Annotated in this window: 17 protein-coding genes; 9 read left to right on the top strand and 8 right to left on the bottom strand. The window is 40.1% G+C overall.

The features are described from left to right. Positions 1-10: 10 nt before the first annotated feature. The 3 genes from OOZ15_RS09445 to OOZ15_RS09435 are packed head-to-tail and all read right to left on the bottom strand — an operon-like array spanning position 11 to position 3,024. Positions 11-721 (bottom strand): hypothetical protein, encoded by a 711-nt coding sequence (locus OOZ15_RS09445; RefSeq protein WP_265956143.1) that lies wholly within the window; start codon positions 719-721, stop codon positions 11-13. Between the two features lie 20 nt (positions 722-741). Further along, entirely contained in the window at positions 742-2,427 is a 1,686-nt protein-coding gene (gene ggt, locus OOZ15_RS09440) for a gamma-glutamyltransferase (RefSeq protein WP_265956141.1), read from the bottom strand. A 12-nt stretch (positions 2,428-2,439) separates the two neighbouring features. Next, positions 2,440-3,024: an acyl carrier protein phosphodiesterase gene (locus tag OOZ15_RS09435; protein ID WP_265956139.1), complete on the bottom strand. Its 585-nt coding sequence runs from the start codon at positions 3,022-3,024 to the stop codon at positions 2,440-2,442. A 476-nt stretch (positions 3,025-3,500) separates the two neighbouring features. Between OOZ15_RS09435 and glmM the strand changes: the two genes are divergently transcribed. Together glmM and OOZ15_RS09425 are read left to right on the top strand one after the other, a co-directional pair. After that, entirely contained in the window at positions 3,501-4,889 is a 1,389-nt protein-coding gene (gene glmM / locus OOZ15_RS09430) for a phosphoglucosamine mutase (RefSeq protein WP_265956137.1), read from the top strand. 57 nt (positions 4,890-4,946) lie between these two features. Then, positions 4,947-5,729, top strand: a complete 783-nt coding sequence (locus OOZ15_RS09425; protein ID WP_265956135.1) for an endonuclease/exonuclease/phosphatase family protein — start codon at positions 4,947-4,949, stop codon at positions 5,727-5,729. Between the two features lie 7 nt (positions 5,730-5,736). Here the strand turns inward: OOZ15_RS09425 and OOZ15_RS09420 are convergent, their stop codons facing one another. Together OOZ15_RS09420 and OOZ15_RS09415 are read right to left on the bottom strand one after the other, a co-directional pair. Then, positions 5,737-6,333: a DapH/DapD/GlmU-related protein gene (locus OOZ15_RS09420; RefSeq protein WP_265956133.1), complete on the bottom strand. Its 597-nt coding sequence runs from the start codon at positions 6,331-6,333 to the stop codon at positions 5,737-5,739. Positions 6,334-6,338: 5 nt separating this feature from the next. After that, positions 6,339-7,235 carry a lysophospholipid acyltransferase family protein gene (locus OOZ15_RS09415; RefSeq protein WP_265956131.1) on the bottom strand — a complete coding sequence of 299 codons (897 nt, stop codon included), beginning with the start codon at positions 7,233-7,235 and terminating at the stop codon, positions 6,339-6,341. A 683-nt stretch (positions 7,236-7,918) separates the two neighbouring features. On the opposite strand from OOZ15_RS09415, the gene OOZ15_RS09410 reads away from it, so the two are divergent. Next, on the top strand, positions 7,919-8,566 hold the full coding sequence (locus OOZ15_RS09410) for a rhomboid family intramembrane serine protease (RefSeq protein ID WP_265956129.1): 648 nt from the start codon (positions 7,919-7,921) through the stop codon (positions 8,564-8,566). Between the two features lie 56 nt (positions 8,567-8,622). Beyond that, the gene (locus tag OOZ15_RS09405; protein WP_265956127.1) at positions 8,623-9,312 is read left to right on the top strand and encodes an SIMPL domain-containing protein; all 690 of its coding nucleotides are present in this window, start codon (positions 8,623-8,625) and stop codon (positions 9,310-9,312) included. Between the two features lie 115 nt (positions 9,313-9,427). Here the strand turns inward: OOZ15_RS09405 and OOZ15_RS09400 are convergent, their stop codons facing one another. Together OOZ15_RS09400 and OOZ15_RS09395 are read right to left on the bottom strand one after the other, a co-directional pair. After that, the gene (locus OOZ15_RS09400; RefSeq protein ID WP_265956126.1) at positions 9,428-10,540 is read right to left on the bottom strand and encodes a TlpA disulfide reductase family protein; all 1,113 of its coding nucleotides are present in this window, start codon (positions 10,538-10,540) and stop codon (positions 9,428-9,430) included. A 130-nt stretch (positions 10,541-10,670) separates the two neighbouring features. After that, on the bottom strand, positions 10,671-11,165 hold the full coding sequence (locus OOZ15_RS09395) for a hypothetical protein (RefSeq protein WP_265956125.1): 495 nt from the start codon (positions 11,163-11,165) through the stop codon (positions 10,671-10,673). A gap of 82 nt (positions 11,166-11,247) precedes the next feature. On the opposite strand from OOZ15_RS09395, the gene OOZ15_RS09390 reads away from it, so the two are divergent. Continuing rightward, positions 11,248-14,163 (top strand): FAD-binding and (Fe-S)-binding domain-containing protein, encoded by a 2,916-nt coding sequence (locus OOZ15_RS09390; RefSeq protein ID WP_265956124.1) that lies wholly within the window; start codon positions 11,248-11,250, stop codon positions 14,161-14,163. Between the two features lie 31 nt (positions 14,164-14,194). Here the strand turns inward: OOZ15_RS09390 and hutI are convergent, their stop codons facing one another. Beyond that, the gene (gene hutI, locus OOZ15_RS09385; RefSeq protein ID WP_265956121.1) at positions 14,195-15,439 is read right to left on the bottom strand and encodes an imidazolonepropionase; all 1,245 of its coding nucleotides are present in this window, start codon (positions 15,437-15,439) and stop codon (positions 14,195-14,197) included. Positions 15,440-15,531: 92 nt separating this feature from the next. On the opposite strand from hutI, the gene pta reads away from it, so the two are divergent. From pta to OOZ15_RS09365, 4 genes are all read left to right on the top strand, one after another. Further along, positions 15,532-17,631, top strand: coding sequence for a phosphate acetyltransferase (gene pta / locus OOZ15_RS09380; protein ID WP_265956119.1), 2,100 nt, complete (start codon positions 15,532-15,534; stop codon positions 17,629-17,631). Positions 17,632-17,858: 227 nt separating this feature from the next. Then, the gene (locus OOZ15_RS09375) at positions 17,859-19,046 is read left to right on the top strand and encodes an acetate/propionate family kinase (protein WP_265956117.1); all 1,188 of its coding nucleotides are present in this window, start codon (positions 17,859-17,861) and stop codon (positions 19,044-19,046) included. Between the two features lie 104 nt (positions 19,047-19,150). Beyond that, positions 19,151-19,603 carry a hypothetical protein gene (locus OOZ15_RS09370; RefSeq protein WP_265956115.1) on the top strand — a complete coding sequence of 151 codons (453 nt, stop codon included), beginning with the start codon at positions 19,151-19,153 and terminating at the stop codon, positions 19,601-19,603. Between the two features lie 11 nt (positions 19,604-19,614). After that, positions 19,615-20,070 carry a macro domain-containing protein gene (locus tag OOZ15_RS09365; RefSeq protein WP_265956113.1) on the top strand — a complete coding sequence of 152 codons (456 nt, stop codon included), beginning with the start codon at positions 19,615-19,617 and terminating at the stop codon, positions 20,068-20,070. Positions 20,071-20,077 lie beyond the last annotated feature (7 nt).

Genomic DNA, 20,077 nt, shown 5'->3' with positions numbered 1-20,077 from the left:
ATGGCTCGCCCTAAGGGAGTTGATTATAGGCCTTGACTTCCCCCATATCAAAATTGAGGAACAAGAATTTGTGGCTCGTAGGCAAATAGGTGGTGGTTTCCATCACTTTCCAATTATCCCAGCTCGCTTCGAGTCCACCAACGGGAATGATCTTCACCCACATTTTAAAACTTTGAGGAAAACCATTATCATCTAATATCCAGAGGTATGAGTCCCCCGGGGTAGTGCCACCTTCGGTAAAGGTCACTAAAAGTGCTTCATCTCCATTTTTTAAGGTAACCAAACTTCTTTCAACACCTTTATCCATGATCTTAAAGGGAGCGACCAGCCAAAAAGAATCGTTGTTGAAATATTTCACGGCAGTGTCTATCAATTCGTCCTTTGGATCCATGAATAGTTCCACACCGTCCCTATACACTTTGCTAATGGAATAGTTGTTCAGATTGAGTTTCACCAAATTATTATCCCATTTTACATCTGCAAATTCTTCTTGCTTGTCCCATTTATAAAAATGCTTGCCATTAAACGACCATTCTATAAAACGGGTTTTGGTGTAGTTGGTATAATTGACAGCTTTAAGCATCTTTTGAGCAAGCATTTCAGCTTCCGGACCTTGTTTTCCTACTGGAAGCGGTTCGTGGATTGTAAAATAAACCACGGCGCAAATAAGTCCGAAAACTACCAGAATTATGACTAGGTATTTAAGTAATTTCTTTATCATTTTTTATTGTTTAAAGTGAATTAGAAGCCAACAGCAGTGTCATCCCCGCGTTTGTCGGCACCTGCTTCCATTTTTCCGTCTGGCAACATTAGGATTGCGTCTACAATACCTATAATTCGTGAGTTAGATTCGTTAATCTCATACCCTAAATTTTTTAGGGTTGAAATGGTTTCCATATCAAATCCGTTAGGCTCTATGCGGATTTCATCCGGTAGCCATTGATGGTGAAAACGAGGCTGATTTACAGCTTCCTGCATTCCCATATCAAACTCGTATACATTTAAAATAGTTTGCAATACTGATGTGATGATGGTCGCTCCACCCGGGGTTCCAACAACCATAAGCAATTTACCATTTTTTTCCACAATGGTTGGTGTCATGCTGCTCAACATGCGTTTTTCCGGTGCGATACTGTTTGCTTCGGCTCCGGTAAGCCCAAACATATTAGGAATCCCTGGTTTGGCACTGAAATCATCCATTTCGTTATTAAAAAAGAACCCAAGCTCTTCTGAAAACAACTTAGAACCATAGGCGCCGTTTAAAGTTGTTGTAACTGATACCGCATTTCCAAACTGATCTACAATAGAAAAATGCGTAGTCTGATCACTCTCTACAATTTCTACCTCGCCATGGGAAACTTCTGAGGAAGGCGTGGCTTGATCAAAACTAAACGAACTCATTCGTTCATTGAGATAATCACTGCTTATTAAAACATTTTCAGGTATTTGGGAAAAATCAGGGTCACCCAAAAAGTAATTCCTGTCAGCATAGGCCCTGCGTTCAGCTTCTGTAATCAGTTGGATGGCTTTAACCGAATTATGTTTGAATTCAGCTAAATTATAAGGCTCAATCATCTTCATAATCTGAGCCAAAGTGACGCCTCCGCTACTTGGTGGTGCCATGGAGATTACTTTCAGGTCTTTGTAATCAAAAACAATGGGGTCTCGCCAAACGGCTTCATATTTTTCCAGATCTTCCAATGTGATAAGTCCGCCGTTCTTTTGTATGATATCCACTATTTTTTGGGCAACTTCACCTTTGTAAAAACCATCTTTTCCTCTTTCCTTAATAGCTTCCAATGTCTTAGCCAAGGCTTTGTATTTTATGGTATCATTTTTTTCAAAAGTATTGGAAAACAAAATACTATCGCCATTCACCTCAATAATTAAATCCTGATAGCTTTTTATTCTTCTGGCTTGCTTTTCGGTAACAACCACTCCATGTTTAGCAAGGTCGATAGCGGGTTGAATCAATTTTTCCATCGGCATAGAGCCAAACTTTTCATGAATAGCAAACAATCCTGCGACACTTCCGGGAACACCTACGGCAAGGGCACCAACCCTGCTTTTTTCAGGAAGAACTTCCCCCATGGAATCCAAATACATGTTTTTGGTTGCTGCAAGCGGAGCTTTTTCCCTGAAATCCAGCGTTCCGGTAGTACCGTCATTCATTCGATATACCAAAAAACCACCACCGCCCAGATTTCCGGCAAAAGGAAAAGAAACGGCTAGAGCAAATTTGGTAGCGATCATAGCGTCAAAGGCATTTCCGCCTTGCTGTAAAATATCAGCCCCTATCTTTGAGGCTTCAACCCTGGCGGAAACCACCAGGGCATTGTCTTTTACAAGTCCGATCTCAGCTTCTTTAGTCGTTTTACAGCTGAGGATAATTAAAGAGAGTAGGAAGAGTAGATATATTTTTTTCACATTGTCAACTTTTTACAAGGATTTTAATTTATGTGCTGAAAAGGCTCTGAGTTCTTCAAAAAAAGAGGTGAATTCCTTTTCAAAAACAGTGTAGTGTTCTTCAAGATCGAGGATGGCAAAATTCATCTTCGACTTGTTTTTGGTTCGTCGGTTCATTCCGTCTAAAACACGGGAAATACCTTCCAGCTTGGCGTAATTCAACAACCAATTATCCGCAATCATATATGGCATCAGTTTTTTGACATTCATTGGGAGGATGTCATAATATTCCCCCAAGAGATCATAAAACTCATCTACATATTCTTCCAGGGGTTTATCTGAATAATTACTCCAATTTTTGGCTAGAAAATGGTCGTAAAAAATATCGACAATAACCCCACTGTAATGCCCGTAGTTCTTATGGAGCTTTTTAGTGCTCTTTCTCACTGTGGGATGGGCGTCGGTAAAGGTGTCGATCTCGCGATGTAAAAGGATGCCTTTTTTGAAATCCGGCGGGTAATCGAGATATTTTTTCCCTCGAATACTGTCGGCCATAAAATTCGCCACTTTCACCTTGGGATTATCTCCTGATAAATAAATATGCGCTAGAAAATTCATTCCCTAAATTTACAAATTCAACCCAAACAATGGTGTTTTGTAGATGATTTAATTAAGCTATACTATAATTATGGCTTACAATCACCTTATTATCATAATGTTAAATCGTAAAGGCTAATTGAAAAACTTGATTTCTGCATTCTTTACGATAAACTTTGTGGTCTCTGCGTGGAATAATTTCACGCAAAGCTCGCTTAAGAATCAGCAAAAGATGCAAAGAACAAATAAAGCTATTGAATATCAGATGCTTAATAATTATCTAATCGAAATATTACAATTTTAAGTGCCTTCCATTGTATATTTGTCGAAAATGGGCACTTTGTTGCCGTTGATGCCAAAAACGGCGTCGTATATAGAAAAATCAATAATCAACTACCTCGAGGCAGGTCCACGGGGTACCCGCCTGAACGAGTTAGTCGGGCAGGTTCAAACGAATAAACTAGACCCATTTAGTGGGATTCAAATCAAAATATTACATGACACTAATCAAATCAATTTCCGGAATACGAGGAACCATAGGAGGGAAGACCGAAGAGAATTTAACGCCTTTGGATGCTGTTAAATTTGCCGCTGCGTATGGTTTATGGCTGAAAGAACAAACCAAAAAAGAAAAACTAACCGTTGTAATTGGCCGTGATGCCCGTTTGTCGGGAGAGATGATACAAAATCTGGTTTCATCCACGCTTATCGGTTTGGGAATTGATGTCATCGACCTTGGATTATCCACAACCCCAACTGTGGAAATCGCAGTTCCCCTGGAAAAAGCAGACGGAGGTATTATCTTGACGGCTAGTCACAACCCAAAACAGTGGAACGCTTTAAAACTACTGAATAGCAAAGGAGAGTTTTTAAATGGTGAAGAAGGAAAAAAAATACTCAAAATTGCTGAAAAAGAAGATTTTTCTTTTGCTGAAGTGGATGAACTCGGTAAAATAACAATTAACGATTCTTATATCGATATTCATATAGACGAAGTATTAGACCTTCCTCTGGTCGACGCTGAAAAAATCAAGGCAGCAAAATTTAAGATTGTGGTCGATGGGGTGAATTCCACAGGAGGGATCGCCATTCCGAAGTTATTGAAAGAACTCGGTGTGGAAGTGGTAGAACTTTATTGTGAGCCTAACGGACAATTCCCGCACAACCCGGAGCCTTTAAAAGAGCATTTATCTGATATATGCGAATTGGTAGTCAAAGAAAAAGCTGATTTAGGTATTGTCGTGGATCCTGATGTAGACCGACTTGCTTTTATTACCAACGAAGGGGAAATGTTTGGTGAAGAATACACTCTTGTCGCTTGTGCGGATTATGTTTTAGGAAAAACCAAAGGAAATACGGTTTCCAATATGTCATCTTCAAGAGCTTTACGGGATGTGACGGAAAAACACGGAGGAACTTATGAGGCTTCTGCCGTAGGCGAAGTGAACGTGGTGACGCTTATGAAAACCAACAAAGCTATTATTGGCGGGGAAGGTAACGGCGGAATCATTTATCCTGAAAGTCATTACGGACGTGATGCCTTGGTAGGCGTCGGACTGTTTTTGACACATCTTGCGGAAAAAGGAATTTCGGTAAGCGAACTCAGAGCCGGTTATCCGTCATATTTTATGAGTAAGAAGAAAATTGCACTCACACCTTCATTGGATGTAGATGCCATTCTGAAAGCGATAGAGGAGAAGTATGCCAACGAAAACCTAACGACTGTCGATGGGGTGAAGATTGATTTTCCAGAAAACTGGGTGCATTTGCGAAAATCGAATACCGAACCGATTATTCGAATTTACACAGAGGCTAAATCACAAAAAGAAGCGGATAGTCTTGCTGATAAATTTATTGCTGAAATCAAAGAAATAGCCAGATTGTAATAATACTATAAATAGCGTTGTGGATTGAATCGAAGTCCGACAATAAATCAATCACCTATGAAGAAAATTATTTTCACCCTGTTCCTTATTGCTTCAACTATTCTAAATGCACAACAATCTGCAGACACGCTTCGCGTGATGTCATTTAATATTCTTCACGGAGCTACAACAAAAGGCGATTTCAATTTAGAAGCTATTGCCGGTTTTATCAATAAGTATCATCCGGATCTTGTAGCGATGCAGGAAGTGGATTATAGAACAGAAAGGGCTAAGAAATACAATTTACCCTTGGAATTAGGGTATCGCACCCAAATGATGCCGCTGTATGCCAGGGCTATGTATTATGATGGAGGGGAATACGGCGAAGCGATTTTGTCTAAATTCAGTTTAATGACTACAGAAACGGTAAAGTTGCCACATCAGACTAAATCTGAACCCAGAGCTGCCCAAACTGCTGTTTTTGAGACTGCATCAGGGAATAAAATTCAATTTGTAGGAACACATTTGGATCATCAACGTGATGAAACTGATCGGTTAATGCAGGCTAACGCTTTGGTTGATAGATTTCGGGGAGAAGAATTACCGACTATTTTGGTCGGTGACCTCAATGCTACACCCAACAGTAAGACCATAAAGAAACTTTATGAAGTTTTTTCAAAACCTGATCATAAAAATTCAATAGCACCTACTTTCCCATCGACAGGACCGACAGTTTGTATTGATCATATTTTATTTACACAGCCTGAAAAATGGAAGGTTTTATCCTATGATATTATTTGTGATGAGTATATAACCGATCATTGTGTGGTCGTGGCTACATTGGTTTATACGCCGAATTGATTAAACTTTATATGCTTATCTGATCAACAAGCTCAAGTCTTTTTACAACTGATCTCTTTTCTAAAATTGTACCCGGAGACAAGACGGCATTGGCTCCGATTTTTGAATCATCACCTACGATTGAACCAAATTTGTTTAAGCCTGTTGATTGTATCTCCCCCTTGTATTTTATAGAAATTTCTTTGTTGTCCCTTTCGTTGTAGTGGTTAGCTGCAATGGAGCCTGCCTCAAAATTAACACGGCTTCCTATGATGCTGTTTCCGACATAGTTCATGTGTGCAATAGCGCTTTCTGAACAAATGATACTGCTCTTTATTTCACTACTCGGACCTATATTAACATACGTTCCTAAAAACACACCTTCCCGGAAGTAGGAGTGAGCCCCAATTCTGCAATGGGCATTAATGATTAAAGGCGCTTTCATGGTCACCCCTTTTTCGATGGTAGCCGTTTTATGGATTGCAATTCCGTTTTCTATATCAAATTCGCTATCCAACTGCTGAATCAAAGTTTCAATTCTTTCTTTTATTTCACTTGTGATTTTCCACGGCTCACTAGTTGAAATATCAAAAGGAAAATTCGAAATAAAGTCAGTTATGTCCATCTTGGTTATTGTTTTTTGAATTCATCAGGAACCTTGTCCCTGTGCTTAAAGCGATTATGGGTCCACAAATAGTATTCCGGTTGCTCGCGAATCTCTTTCTCCAACATTTCGGTGTATACATCGGTAATCTGAAAATCAGGATAATCCTTCGGATTTTCAGCTACATCGACAATTGTAGTTTCATAATAGCCTCTTTTTACTTTCCTTGCACAGAAAAAGACCACGGGCATATCAAATTTTTTGGCTAAGGTTTCTGCGGCAGTGAATACCGGTACTGTCACCCCAAAAAAATCGCGCCAATACCGAGCGTGGTTTGCCATTGGGGATTGATCATTGACAAAACCGTAGAGCGAAAGATGGTTCGAGCGTTGGTGTTTAACAATTCTTTTAGCAGTATTATATCTGGAGATAAGCTCACCACCGTGTTTATTACGGATTTTCTTCACCAAACGATCAAAATACTTATTGGACAATGGCGAATAGATGCCATAACCATTATGTGCGATGTGCAGTCCCAATGACAATACCCACTCATAATTCCCATAATGCCCACAAAGTAAAATGACACTTCGATTTTCTTTGGCATATTTTTCAAGAAGTTCAAGATTATGAAATACGGTCCTTTTGCGCATTTCTTCCTGAGACATATTCAATGTTTTTATCATTTCCAGAAAGAGGTCACACATATGATGATAGAAATTCTTTCGGATCTTCAATAATTCCTGCTCGGTTTTTTCGGGAAAACACAATTTTAAGTTATCAAGCACCATTTTTTTTCGGTAACCAACAACATGATAGATCAGAAAAAAAACACCATCTGAAACTGTGTAAAGAAACGGAAACGGAAGCATGGACAGTATCCATATAAAAGGGTAAACAAGCCAATAAACAAGTAATTGCATTCAGAGAGTATTTTGAGCAAATATAACTATATTTCCTCTGGAATAAGTAATTTGATAAATCAGATAAAACAAACCACACATTCTTTTTTGCATCGCCCAAAAAAGAACCAAAAAAGTCTAGGCTGACAATAAAAACATAAGAAAACACTACGGAATCCCCAACCACACCTGCCTGCCGGTAGGCAGGGATAAAAAGAACTCATTCCGCCTTGGGGCGGAACTCAAACAGATTTTTATCTTCTTGTCACTACTGCTTCCTTGATTTTCAATATTTTTATTGTAGGCCGGAACCAAACTACAAGTGTTGAAATTGTTTTAAAGCCCTTATAAATTCAGAAACAGTTAAGTGTCAAGATGACAAAAGCCCCGCTAGGGGCGAAATATCAATAATAAGTCATATCTGTATTCTACAAAAGCTCCGTTAGGAGTGGAATATTAATAGACGTGAAGTTCATTCTGTTTACGTATATTTACAATGAGAAAAAAGATGTCGTTTTGACTAGGGTCTGTTAACACTACCAGAAATGATGGATTTTTGAGGGTATTTTATGTTTATCGAGGCATTTTCGACGAATTTGGCTACGTCAAATGAGGAAAAAATAACGAAGATAGGCGGAAAATAAACCAAAAAGCCGCTTTGAGTGTGTAGTGTTAACAGACCCTGCTAAATCTTTCTATTATATATGAATTTAAGCATCGCTACTATTGTTATCATTGCCGCCAATGTTTTAGTTTCCATTAAAGGATTCAATGATTTTTCATTTTTTGAACGTTATAAGTTCAATATCGGAGCCATACGACGGGGGGAGCAATTAAGAAATATTACCTCCGGATTTCTGCATGTAGATGTTACGCATCTTCTGTTCAATATGATCACATTATATTTTTTTGCACCTATTGTGGTCAATCATTTTGGAGATCCCAAGTTTGTGGTCATTTATTTTGTCAGCTTACTTGCAGGCAGCATATTGTCGCTGAGTTTTCATAAGGATGAATATCACTACAGTGCAGTAGGGGCCAGTGGGGCAGTAACAGGGGTTTTATATGCCGCTATTTTGTTACAACCGGGGATGAAACTCGCATTTTTCTTTATCCCAATCCCCATTCCGGCTTATATTTTCGGTATTGGGTATTTGTTGTATTCCATTTACGGAATGAAAACAAGAGCTGGAAATATAGGACATACGGCACATTTTGGTGGAGCTATAGGGGGGTATGTGATGACGCTTCTGTTTAGTCCGTCACTCTTTACCAATGAACCACTTATGGTTGCTCTGTTGGCGATACCAATAATAATTTTATTTATCCTTGAAAAAACAGGAAAAATATAGTTTGGCATCTTGTTTGTATATGGCATATAACTTTATAAAACTAAAAAGTAAAACAGATGAAAAAAATAATTTTAGTACTAACTGCAATTATAGGTATGAGTAGTTTACAAGCACAAGAAAAACCGACACCAGCCATTTCCGTAATAGGAGAGGGGGTAGTCAAAGTAGTTCCCGATCAGGTTTTGATCAAGGTTCGGGTTGAAAGTGAAGGCACTTCCGCCAAGGAGGTGAAAAGCAAGAATGATATAGCCATTGATAAGGTGATAAAATATGCCCGATCGATGAAAATTGATGAAAAAGATATCAGGACCGAGTATGTGAATCTGAATAAGAATTACAATTATCAAACCAAGGAGTACAAATATGTGGCAAACCAGTCCATGTCGATCTTGTTAAGGGATTTGGATAAATATGCTGAATTTACAGAAGGTTTATTGAATGCTGGAATCAACAGGATAGACGGCGTGACCTTCAAATCGGATGACCTTGAAAAATATAAGACACAAGCGAGAAAAGAAGCGGTTGAAAATGCTAAAGAGAAAGCAGAAGAATATGCGTCCGTACTTGGACAAAGCATCGGGAAAGCGATTGTTATTTCAGAAGGCTCTGTGGCGAGCAATCCAAGGCCTATGTATGAAATGTCTATGGCTAAAACCGCTGTGGCATCTGACGATAGTGCTGAAACCATTGCCGTAGGGGAAATGGCCATCGAAGCCAAGATCAATATTACTTTTGAATTGAAATAGAAATAGAATAAAAAGACCTGTCAGGTTTCCAAAACCTAGACAGGTCTACTAAACAAAAAAGAGGCGCTTAGAACGCCTCTTTTTTATATTGTCTGTTGTCAAATCTTATTATTGCTTATTGCAATAGACTAGCAATTTTATCATCTAAGGCTTTTCCTCTTAAATCTCTAGCGATAATCTTTCCATCAGCATCCAAAACAAATGATGCAGGAATGGATTTGATATTATATAATTGTGCAATAGGGTCTTGCCAGAATTTTACATTGGACATATGTGTCCATGATAGTTGATCATCCGCAATGGCTTTTTTCCAGTCCTCGGCTTTACGGTCTAAAGAAACGCCCACTATATTCAGGCCTTGGTCGTGATATTCTTCGTAAAGTTTTACCAGATTCGGATTTTCAGCTCTACAAGGCTTGCACCAAGCTGCCCAAAAATCCAAAATGGTTATTTTTTCTCCTAAAGAGCTTTTTAAAGAAATGGTCTCTCCTTCAGGATTTGGCGCCGAAAAATCAGGGGCTACCGCGCCAACGGAAAGCTTGTCTACTTTCTCCAGTTCTTCAGCAATTTTTTTACCTTTTGCCGTTGCCTTTACTTCGTCAGAAAGATTATTGAACAATTCGTTAATTTCTTCTGTTGTTTTCTTTTTAGAGAGCATCATTTGTTCAAGTACCAATACGGAAACATAAGAGTCTGTATTATTCTTCACAAAAGATTCTTCATAATCCCTCGCTTCTTGTTGTACCTCTTCAAAGGTTTCTTTCAGCGTATTCATGGTAACGGTATCTCCCTTTTGCTGGGCTGCCATCCCTTGTTTCTGGATATCAGATATTTTTTGTCTGATGCTTCTTGAATTCTGAATAAAAGCCGTGAAATCTTCATTAGACGGACTTCCTTCGATCAAGGAGTAATTCAAACTGTCTTTATAAGCTGTAACATCAATATTTCCTTCTTCCAGGATAATCGGCAATACACCTTGAAACCCATCAAAGAAAAGGTAGTGTATTTCCGGGCTTTCGGCAGTTCCTGAAAACTCAAATTTCCCTGCTATTACTTCTAAAGTATCTACCACTTCCGGGCGTTGTCCGTCTACCGGTTTTTGTAAATACACTTTTTTGCCGTCTTCAACACCATCTACGCTGACGGTCACGTTGTATTTGTTTTCTTCTGCTTTATTACACGCAACTATTGCTATGGCCAACAAAAGAATACTTCCAATTTTTCTCATTAAGTTATATTTATACAGTTTCTGTTAGCTACAAAGTTAAAATTTCATTTGAATCCGTAAAGGGAATTCACAAAAAAAGCCTCGGAAGTGAATTCCCAAGGCTTTTTCTAATACTTTTATTCTTATTTCTTTAGAATTGATATCTAACTCCTAAGGCGATATCAAAATCGAGATCGTCATTAAAATCCCCAAAACCCAATTCCGGTCTGAAGTCTAAAGAAAGGAGTAGGGGAATAGGAAAGTTGTATTCAATACCTATATCTCCTGCAACGTATGCAAAGGTTCCGCTGTCGTCAACGTCACTGCCTGCAATGAATTCATCGTCATAGTCATAACCGCCGATACCGAGTCCGGGACCTACATACCAGTTAAACCCGGCATCAATAGGAAATACCCATTGATAAAGTCCGGTTAACCTAAAAGCGTTATAATTATTACCATCTCTCCATCCCAAATCAAATTCCAATCTGTTGTTTGCTGAAAGACCTCTTTGGTATGAGATTTCTGCACCAAAACCATCACTGTCCCCTAAGCGGAGTCCAATAGCATTTGGTGATATGTCTTGTGAAAATCCAGATACTGTAAATGCAAATGCAAAAACAAAGAACAAAATTATTTTATTCATAAATTAAAGTTTTTATTTGTAATAGATACGATACTAAAGTAAGTCAAAGTTCATTATCACTTGTTAAAAGAGTCTTAAAAATATGTTAAGGAAGCTGAATAAAAAACTGAAAGGAGAGCTTTTTTTTGACGATCTCCATAAAACAATCTATGCCACAGACGCTTCTGTTTATAGGGAAATCCCTATGGCTGTTGCCTACCCCAAAGACAAAGATGATATTAAAGAAATCATCACTTTTTGTAATGAACACGAAACCTCTCTTATTCCACGTACCGCTGGAACTTCTTTGGCCGGACAATGTGTAGGAAATGGTATTGTAGTGGATGTTTCCAAGCATTTTACCCGTATTATGGCCATGGACAGGAGGAACAAAACCATAATGGTAGAACCGGGGGTAATCCGTGATGAATTGAACATGTACCTACAACCACACGGATTGTTTTTCGGACCTAATACCTCGACTTCCAACCGTTGTATGATAGGAGGGATGACGGGAAATAATTCCAGTGGAACTACTTCTATTAAATACGGGACGACCCGGGATAAGGTTTTAGAAATTGAAGCTATTCTAAGTGATGGAAGCGAAGTGGTTTTTAAATCACTTACCGCTGCAGAATTTGATCAAAAACGAGGTTTGCAAACCCTGGAAGGGGATATTTATCGCACTATTCACGCGGAATTATCAGCAAAAGACATAAAAGAACGTATTGAGAAAAACTTTCCAAAGCCGGAGATCCACAGAAGAAATACCGGTTATGCTGTTGACGAATTGATCCGTCTTGAACCGTTTACTGAGAGTGGAGGTCATTTCAATATGTGTAAACTTATCGCAGGAAGTGAAGGAACCTTGGCCTTTATTACTAAAATCAAACTTCAATTGGACACGCTTATGCCGGAAAATTCGGTGATGGTAGCGGCACATTTTAAAAGTGTAGCTGATTGCTGTGCCTCTGTCTATGCTGTGATGCAGCACGATCTGTACACTTGCGAGATGATGGATAAAGTGATTCTCGATTGCACAAAGAACAACAAAACCCAAATGCAGAACCGTTTTTTTATTGAAGGCGATCCCGAAGCCATTCTTATGCTTGAATTACGTGATTCGGACAAGAAAAAACTGGAAGAAAAACGAACTGCACTCATCAAAACTCTGGAGGAAAATAAGTTGAGCTATGCAAATCCGTCACTATACAGAGACGATATAAACAAAGCATTAGAACTGAGAAAAGCCGGATTGGGTCTGCTCGGGAATATGGTGGGCGATAAAAAAGCCGTGGCTTGTATCGAAGACACCGCGGTTAGTATTGAAGACTTGAGTGAATATATCACCCGTTTTTCGGCCATTATGAAGAAATACGATCAAAAAGCGGTCTATTACGCCCATGCAGGAGCAGGGGAATTGCATTTAAGACCGATTTTGGATCTGAAAAAGAGTGAAGATGTGGGATTGTTCAGACAGATCACTACCGATGTCGCTCATTTGGTCAAGGAATACAATGGCTCGATGAGTGGAGAACACGGTGATGGCAGAGTGAGGGCAGAATTTATCGAATTGATGATTGGAAGTGAGAATTACCAACTTTTAAGACGGTTAAAACAAGTTTTTGATCCGCATAGTATTTTCAATCCGGGGAAAATTGTGGATAGTGCGCCTATGGATGAATCTCTTCGTTATGAATCAGATAGGGTAGAGCCTGAGGTGGAAACACTACTTGATTTTTCAGATTCATTGGGAATTCTAAGGGCGACGGAAAAGTGTAACGGTAGTGGGGATTGCAGGAAAACAGAGCTTTCCAATGGTGCCATGTGTCCGAGTTATCACGCGACAAGGAATGAAAAAGACACCACCAGGGCACGGGCAAATGCTTTACGGGAGTATTTAACCCATTCAAATAAGCCTAATAAATTCAATAACAAAGAACTTAAAGAAGTGTTTGATCTTTGTGTGAGTTGTAAAGCCTGTAGTAGTGAATGTCCGAGTAACGTGGATGTAGCTACGCTAAAAGCGGAATTTTTATATCAATATTATAAGGATAACAGGCCTTCGCTACGAGATAAAGCCTTTGCATACACCACCAAATTAAACCGACTCGGAAGTAAATTCCCTTTTGTCACAAACAGTAGTTTAACAGCTTCTTTATTGAAAAAAACATTGAATATCGCCCCGAAAAGGGAATTGCCTAAAATTGGAAGCTTTAATTTCGATAAATACAATCAATTATCTAAAAATAAATCAGTTACAAAAAATAAAGTTATTCTGTATATTGATGAGTTTACTGAATTATTGGATATCAATACAGGAAAGGACGCCATTGATCTTTTGAAAGAGCTAGGGTATGAGGTGGAGCTGTTTTACGGGGAAAGCGGACGCACATTTTTGTCAAAAGGTTTTTTGGGACAGGCAAAAAAATTGGCCAATCAGAATATTGAACGATTGAATGAAATTATTGATACGAATTCTCCCATTATCGGTATCGAACCATCAGCCATTCTGTCTTTTCGGGATGAATACCTGCGAATGGCAAATGATAGGGAAGCAGCACAAAAAGTAGCGGACAACAGTTTTATCATAGAAGAATTCCTTTCCGAAGAAATAAAAAAAGGAAATATCAATGCGGGTGATTTTACAGCTGAAGAGCGCCGCGTTAAATTCCATGTACATTGCCATCAGAAGTCGCAATCGAATATTAAAGCGACTTTTGATGTGTTGAACCTTCCGGAAAATTATAAGGTGACCATGATCAACTCCGGTTGTTGCGGGATGGCAGGATCTTTTGGTTATGAAAAAGAACACTATAAAACCAGTATGGATATTGGTGAATTACGATTATTCCCTGCAGTTCGTAAAGCTGATAGAGACGCCATCATTGCCGCAAACGGAACCAGTTGCCGACATCAGATAAAAGACGGAACACAACGGGAAGCCCTGCATCCGGTGACGGTATTAAGGAGGGCGTTGAAAATTCCCCCTTTGGGGGATAAGGGGGATGTACTTTAAAGTACTGAGCCTAAGATGATAATATAAAAACTTATTCTTCCCCTACAAACTCCCCACCAATCATCACCTTATCAACATTGTTATTTCCAAAGTCATAAGGCAGGTAACCGTATGAAGGGATGGGTTTTGTAATGATAAGATTCGCTTTTTTCCCTATGGTGATGCTTCCGTGGGTTTCAGCAATGCCCATGGCATAAGCACCATTTAAGGTAGCTGCATTGATGGCTTCCTCTGGGGTTATTTTCATTTTAATACAAGCCGTTGCTACCACTTGGTTCATATTTCCGCTGGGCGACGAACCGGGATTATAATCGGTAGCCAAAGCGAAGGGGAGTCCACTGTTGATAATCTCCCGTGCCGGAGTATAAGGAATCCCCAGGAAAAACGAACATAGCGGAAGTCCGACCGGCATGGTTTCCGAGCCCTTGAGGGCTTGAATATCCTTGGGATTCATCACTTCGAGATGGTCGACTGACAAGGCCTTGTGTTTTACTGCGGAAGGCACCCCGCCGATGGCGTTGAACTGATTCACATGCACTTTTGGGGTGAGTCCGTATGCTTTGGAAGCAGTCAGAATCGCTTCCATATCGGCTACGGAAAAATATCCTTTCTCACAAAAAACATCGATGTATTCTGCTAAATCAGCTTCGGCCACTTGAGGTAAGATCGTTTCAATAACATGATCCACATACGCCTTCGGATCATTTTTATATTCCGCAGGAACAGCGTGAGCTCCCAAAAACGTACTTTTTATGGTTACGGGGTATTTTTTCTTTAAACGTTGAATGACTTTCAGCATTTTTATTTCCGCTTCGGCTGTGAGTCCGTAACCGCTTTTTATCTCGATAGCTCCTGTGCCAAGCTGCATCACAGCCTTCAATCGCTTTTCAGATTGCTGATACAAATCCTCTTCAGAAGTGTCTTGTAAGGTTTTGGCAGAATTCAAAATACCCCCGCCTTTATTGGCAATTTCCTCATAGGTGAGTCCGTTGATCCTGTCCACAAACTCTTGTTCGCGATTTCCGGCATAGACTAAATGCGTATGGCTGTCGCACCATGCGGGTAAGATCATTTTCCCTTCCACATCAACAACACGACCGCCTTTGTTCTTGTTTGCTGCTACCATAGGCCCGAAACTTACTATTTTATCATCGTCGACCAATAAAAAAGCATTTTTGATCGACGGCATGGTTTGCATCTCCCTTCCGCTAATCTTGATAGTCTCAGGCTCACGTACTTGTAATAATTCTTTTATATTTATAAATAATGTCCTCATTTTTTATCTGAATAAATTGAAGGATAAAGGTATTAAAACATTTAGGAAAGCTGTTGTAGATAACCTATTTTTGATATATCATACAGATTATAATGAACAAAGGTATATATATAGCCACACTGGAGTCTGATAGCGGAAAATCATTGGTCACACTCGGCTTGATGCGAACGCTGTTGGGAAAAACAGCCAAGGTTGGATATTTTCGTCCGATCATAGATGAGGACAAAAAAGGCGGAAAAGACAATCACCTCGACACAGTACTTTCTTATTTTTCGGTAGATCTTCCTTATGAAAATGCCTATGCTTTCAAGCGGAATGAGATCATTCAAAAGCGGAATAAAGGGAAATCAGGAGAGATCATCGATACCATTATCAGAAAATATAAAGAACTGGAAGAGCAGTTTGATTTTATTCTGGTTGAAGGTTCTGACTTTTCGGGAGAGGGAAGTGTTTTTGAGTTTGATGTGAATGTACACATTGCTAAAAACCTGGGGCTTCCTGCAATTCTCGTGGCAAGTGGCAAGAATAAAACAAAGGACGAACTCGCCGGAAGTTTGCAACTCGCCTATACCACTTTCGTGGAAAAAGATGTGAACGTTATGGCGATGATTGCCAATAAGATCAATCCGAAGAACCTCGACCTGATCAAAAAAGAATTGCGCATATTCCTTCCGGATGAAGTAGAGGTTTTTGCTATTCCAAGAGTGGAAACACTTGCCAATCCGACCCTGAAAGAGATCGTGGAAGAACTGGAAGGCGAAGTGCTCTTCGGAAAAGAGTTTTTGAGCAACCAAACCGGAAGTTTTGGAGTGGGCGCGATGCAACTTCGTAATTATATTACCCATTTAAAAGACAACAGCCTGGTGATTACCCCCGGCGATCGTGCCGATATCATTTTAGGAGCACTACAAGCCAATGTCTCCAGTAATTACCCACGTATTTCGGGGATTATCCTAACGGGCGGATTAAAACCCGAAGCTTCCATTTTAAAACTTATCGATGGTCTGTCACAGATCGTACCGATCATTTCCGTGAAGGATGGTACGTTCAGCGTGACCAACAGGGTAGGGAGTATCAAACCGAATATTTATGCGGATAGCATTCCGAAGATACAAACCTCGATCAGTACGTTTGAAAAATACGTTTCTTTTGAACAACTAGCTCAGCGGTTGATCAATTTCCAACCCAAAGGAATCACCCCGAGGATGTTCCAGTACGGACTTATCACACGGGCGCGGCAACAGAAAAAACACATTGTCCTTCCCGAAGGAACAGACGATCGTATCCTGATCGCAGCAGCACGCCTTTCAGCTATTGATATTGTTGATATTACCCTTTTGGGGGATCAGGCAAAAATTAAAGAGAAAATCACCAATTTGGGCGTTCCGGTCGAATTGGATCTGGATAAAGTTAATATTGTGAATCCGGTGGAATCAGAGCACTTTGACGATTACGTAAAGACCTTTTACGAATTGAGGAAACACAAAAACGTGAATATGGATATTGCGAGGGACTGGATGAGCGATGTTTCCTATTTCGGTACAATGATGATCTATAAAGGTCATGCAGACGGGATGGTTTCCGGAGCGGTACACACCACCCAGCACACTATTTTACCGGCTTTGCAGTTCATCAAGACCAAACCTGGTGTTTCTGTGGTGTCTTCTGTATTTTTTATGTGTTTGGAGGATCGGGTGTCTATTTTTGGCGATTGTGCCATCAATCCGAATCCAACTTCCGAAGAACTGGCTGAAATTGCCATTTCCTCGGCAGAGAGTAGTGCAGCCTTTGGGATAGAACCCAAAATCGCGATGTTGTCATACTCTTCCGGAACCTCCGGAAAAGGAGCTGATGTGGATCGGGTAAGAAAAGCGACAGAGATCGTCAAGGAAAAACGTCCCGATCTAAAAATCGAAGGGCCCATTCAGTATGATGCAGCAGTAGATATCACGGTGGGAAAGAGCAAATTGCCAGATTCGGATGTAGCCGGACAAGCCAGTGTACTTATTTTTCCCGACCTGAACACCGGAAACAACACCTATAAAGCCGTACAGCGGGAAACCGGAGCCCTTGCCATCGGTCCGATGTTGCAAGGCCTTAACAAACCCGTAAACGATTTAAGCCGTGGTTGTACGGTCGATGATATTTTTAACACCGTTATCATCACTGCCATTCAGGCGCAGGGGATTTGAAGATAGATATCCCTAATAAACTATGTTAACAAACAAAACGACAAAATATATTTTAAACAAACATCCGTGAAACACCCCTAATGAGCTGCGCTCGCAAACCTTGTGGCAAAATATGTTTTGCTACTCTGTTTGTCCTCAAGGGGACAACCCGTTCTTTTATGCTGAAAGGAGCAATAATAAATTCCTCCTTTGAAGGGGACTAGGGGGATGTAAAACATATAATACACATGAAAAAAATACTAGTCATCAATTCAGGGAGTTCGTCCATTAAGTTTCAACTGATAAGAATACCGGGGCAGATCGTTCAGGCGTCGGGATTGGTAGAACGTATCGGTTTGGACAATTCGGCCATTCATTACAAATCCAAAAAAATGAACATCGCTGACGAGGTACCCATTCCCAATCACGAAGATGGGTTAAAACGAATCGCCAAACTCCTGATGGATTCCGAAAGAGGTGCAGTGAATGACATGAAAGAGATCGATGCCGTAGGTCATAGGGTCGTGCACGGAGGAAAAGAATTTGCCGATACTATCGTGATCGACGGCAAGGTAAAAAACGCCATCAAAGAACTGTTTCCATTGGCTCCCTTACACAATCCGCATAACTATACTGGGATAGAAGTAGCCGAATCGGTTTTTCCCGATGCCATACAAGTAGCAGTCTTCGATACGGCTTTTCATCAAACCCTACCCGAAAAAGCATACAAATATGCTGTACCGAATAAATTTTTGGACGAAGACAACATCCGTGTGTACGGATTTCACGGCACCAGCCATAGATATGTAGCTGAAAAAGCCCTGGATTTCATCAGTAGGAAAGAATCAAAACTGATCACCATCCACTTGGGGAACGGATGCAGTATCACCGCTGTTAAAAACGGAAAGAGTATCGACCATTCCCTGGGCTTTGCACCGGTTAACGGACTTATCATGGGGACACGTAGCGGGGATATCGACCAGTCTATTATATTTTATATGGTCAAAACCCTGGGCTATTCTTTGGAAGAAGTCAGCGAACTCCTCCACAAAAAAAGTGGAATGCTCGGACTTACCGGTTACAGTGACCTCAGGGAAATTGAAGAACAAGCTGAAAAAGGCAACAAGGAATGCCAACTCGCCTTGGTGATGAACGCCTACCGGATCAAAAAATACATCGGCGCCTATGCCGCCGCATTAAACGGAGTGGACGCCCTTGTGTTCACCGCTGGAATAGGGGAGAACAGTAGTGTTTTAAGGCGATTGGTCTGTGAGGATATGGACTATCTGGGGATTGAACTCGAAGACTACAAAAACAACGTCCGCTCCACCGAAAACAGAATCATCAGCAAAGAAACCTCCAAAGTGATGGTCTTGGTCATCCCTACCAATGAAGAATTGGAGATTGCGAAACAAACGTATGAGTTGATCAGTTAGAGGTTGGTCGGGAGTCTGAAGTCGGAAGACGGGGGTTTGATGTGAAATAAAACAGCTAGGATCCTAAGTTCTACCAGTTGTAAACCATATCTAAAATCTAACGCGTGTTTAAAAAGAAATTATCGAAGAAAACCAGAAAACCTAAAATTGAAATTCCGGAGACATTCCGTGTTGGTTGGTGGTCAAATCAAGAGAAGTTGATTATTGAGGGATTTTCAGTAGAAATAATTCAAAGTGAATTGAATCTATTCAACAACAAATCCTTGATTTCCTATACCATAAATGGAAAAATAAAACCTGATGGGGATTGGGTGTCTTATGTAAAAGAAATTCATATTTCAGAACGGTTAAATAAAAACACGACTCCAAATTGTGATCGGATAATTGAATTGACTCCGATAGTTGCAGTCAAAAAGGGCAAAAAAATGAATGGAGCTGTTGAGAAATTTAAATTTACAAATGAATATATCATCACCTCTGGACATTGGGGGGTTAATCGGATAAAACTCGTTTGTGGAACCAAGGAACAAACTATAGAACTGAAACAAACAAAATAAAATATACCGAATTGAAAACGATACAAGGAGATTTAATAGAACTGGCATTAGACGGAGAGTTTGACTTAATTGTACACGGATGCAACTGTTTTTGTACTATGGGGGCAGGAATTGCCAAAACGATAAAACTCAAATTCCCAAAAGCTTATGAGGCGGACTTAAAAACTGGAAAAGGGGATAGGCCAAAGTTGGGAAAGCTGAGTTTTGCGGAAATAGAATTACCAAACGGTAAGTTGACGGTTGTTAACGCCTATACACAATACCATTGGCGTGGAAGTGGTCGAAAGGCTGATTATGATGCCATACGGGAAGCTTTTAAAAAAATAAAGGAATCGTTTTCCGGACTCCGAATTGGATACCCTGCTATTGGAGCAGGACTTGCCGGCGGGGACTGGAATGTTATTTCAAAAATAATCGCAGAAGAACTAGATGGCGAAGACCATACTTTTGTGGAGTTTAAAAAGTGATTTTTGT

This window comes from Galbibacter kalidii (assembly GCF_026241135.1).
Classification (GTDB): Bacteria; Bacteroidota; Bacteroidia; order Flavobacteriales; family Flavobacteriaceae; genus Galbibacter.
Note: the sequence above shows the minus strand (reverse complement) of the source record. Positions and strands in the feature narration are given on the sequence as shown.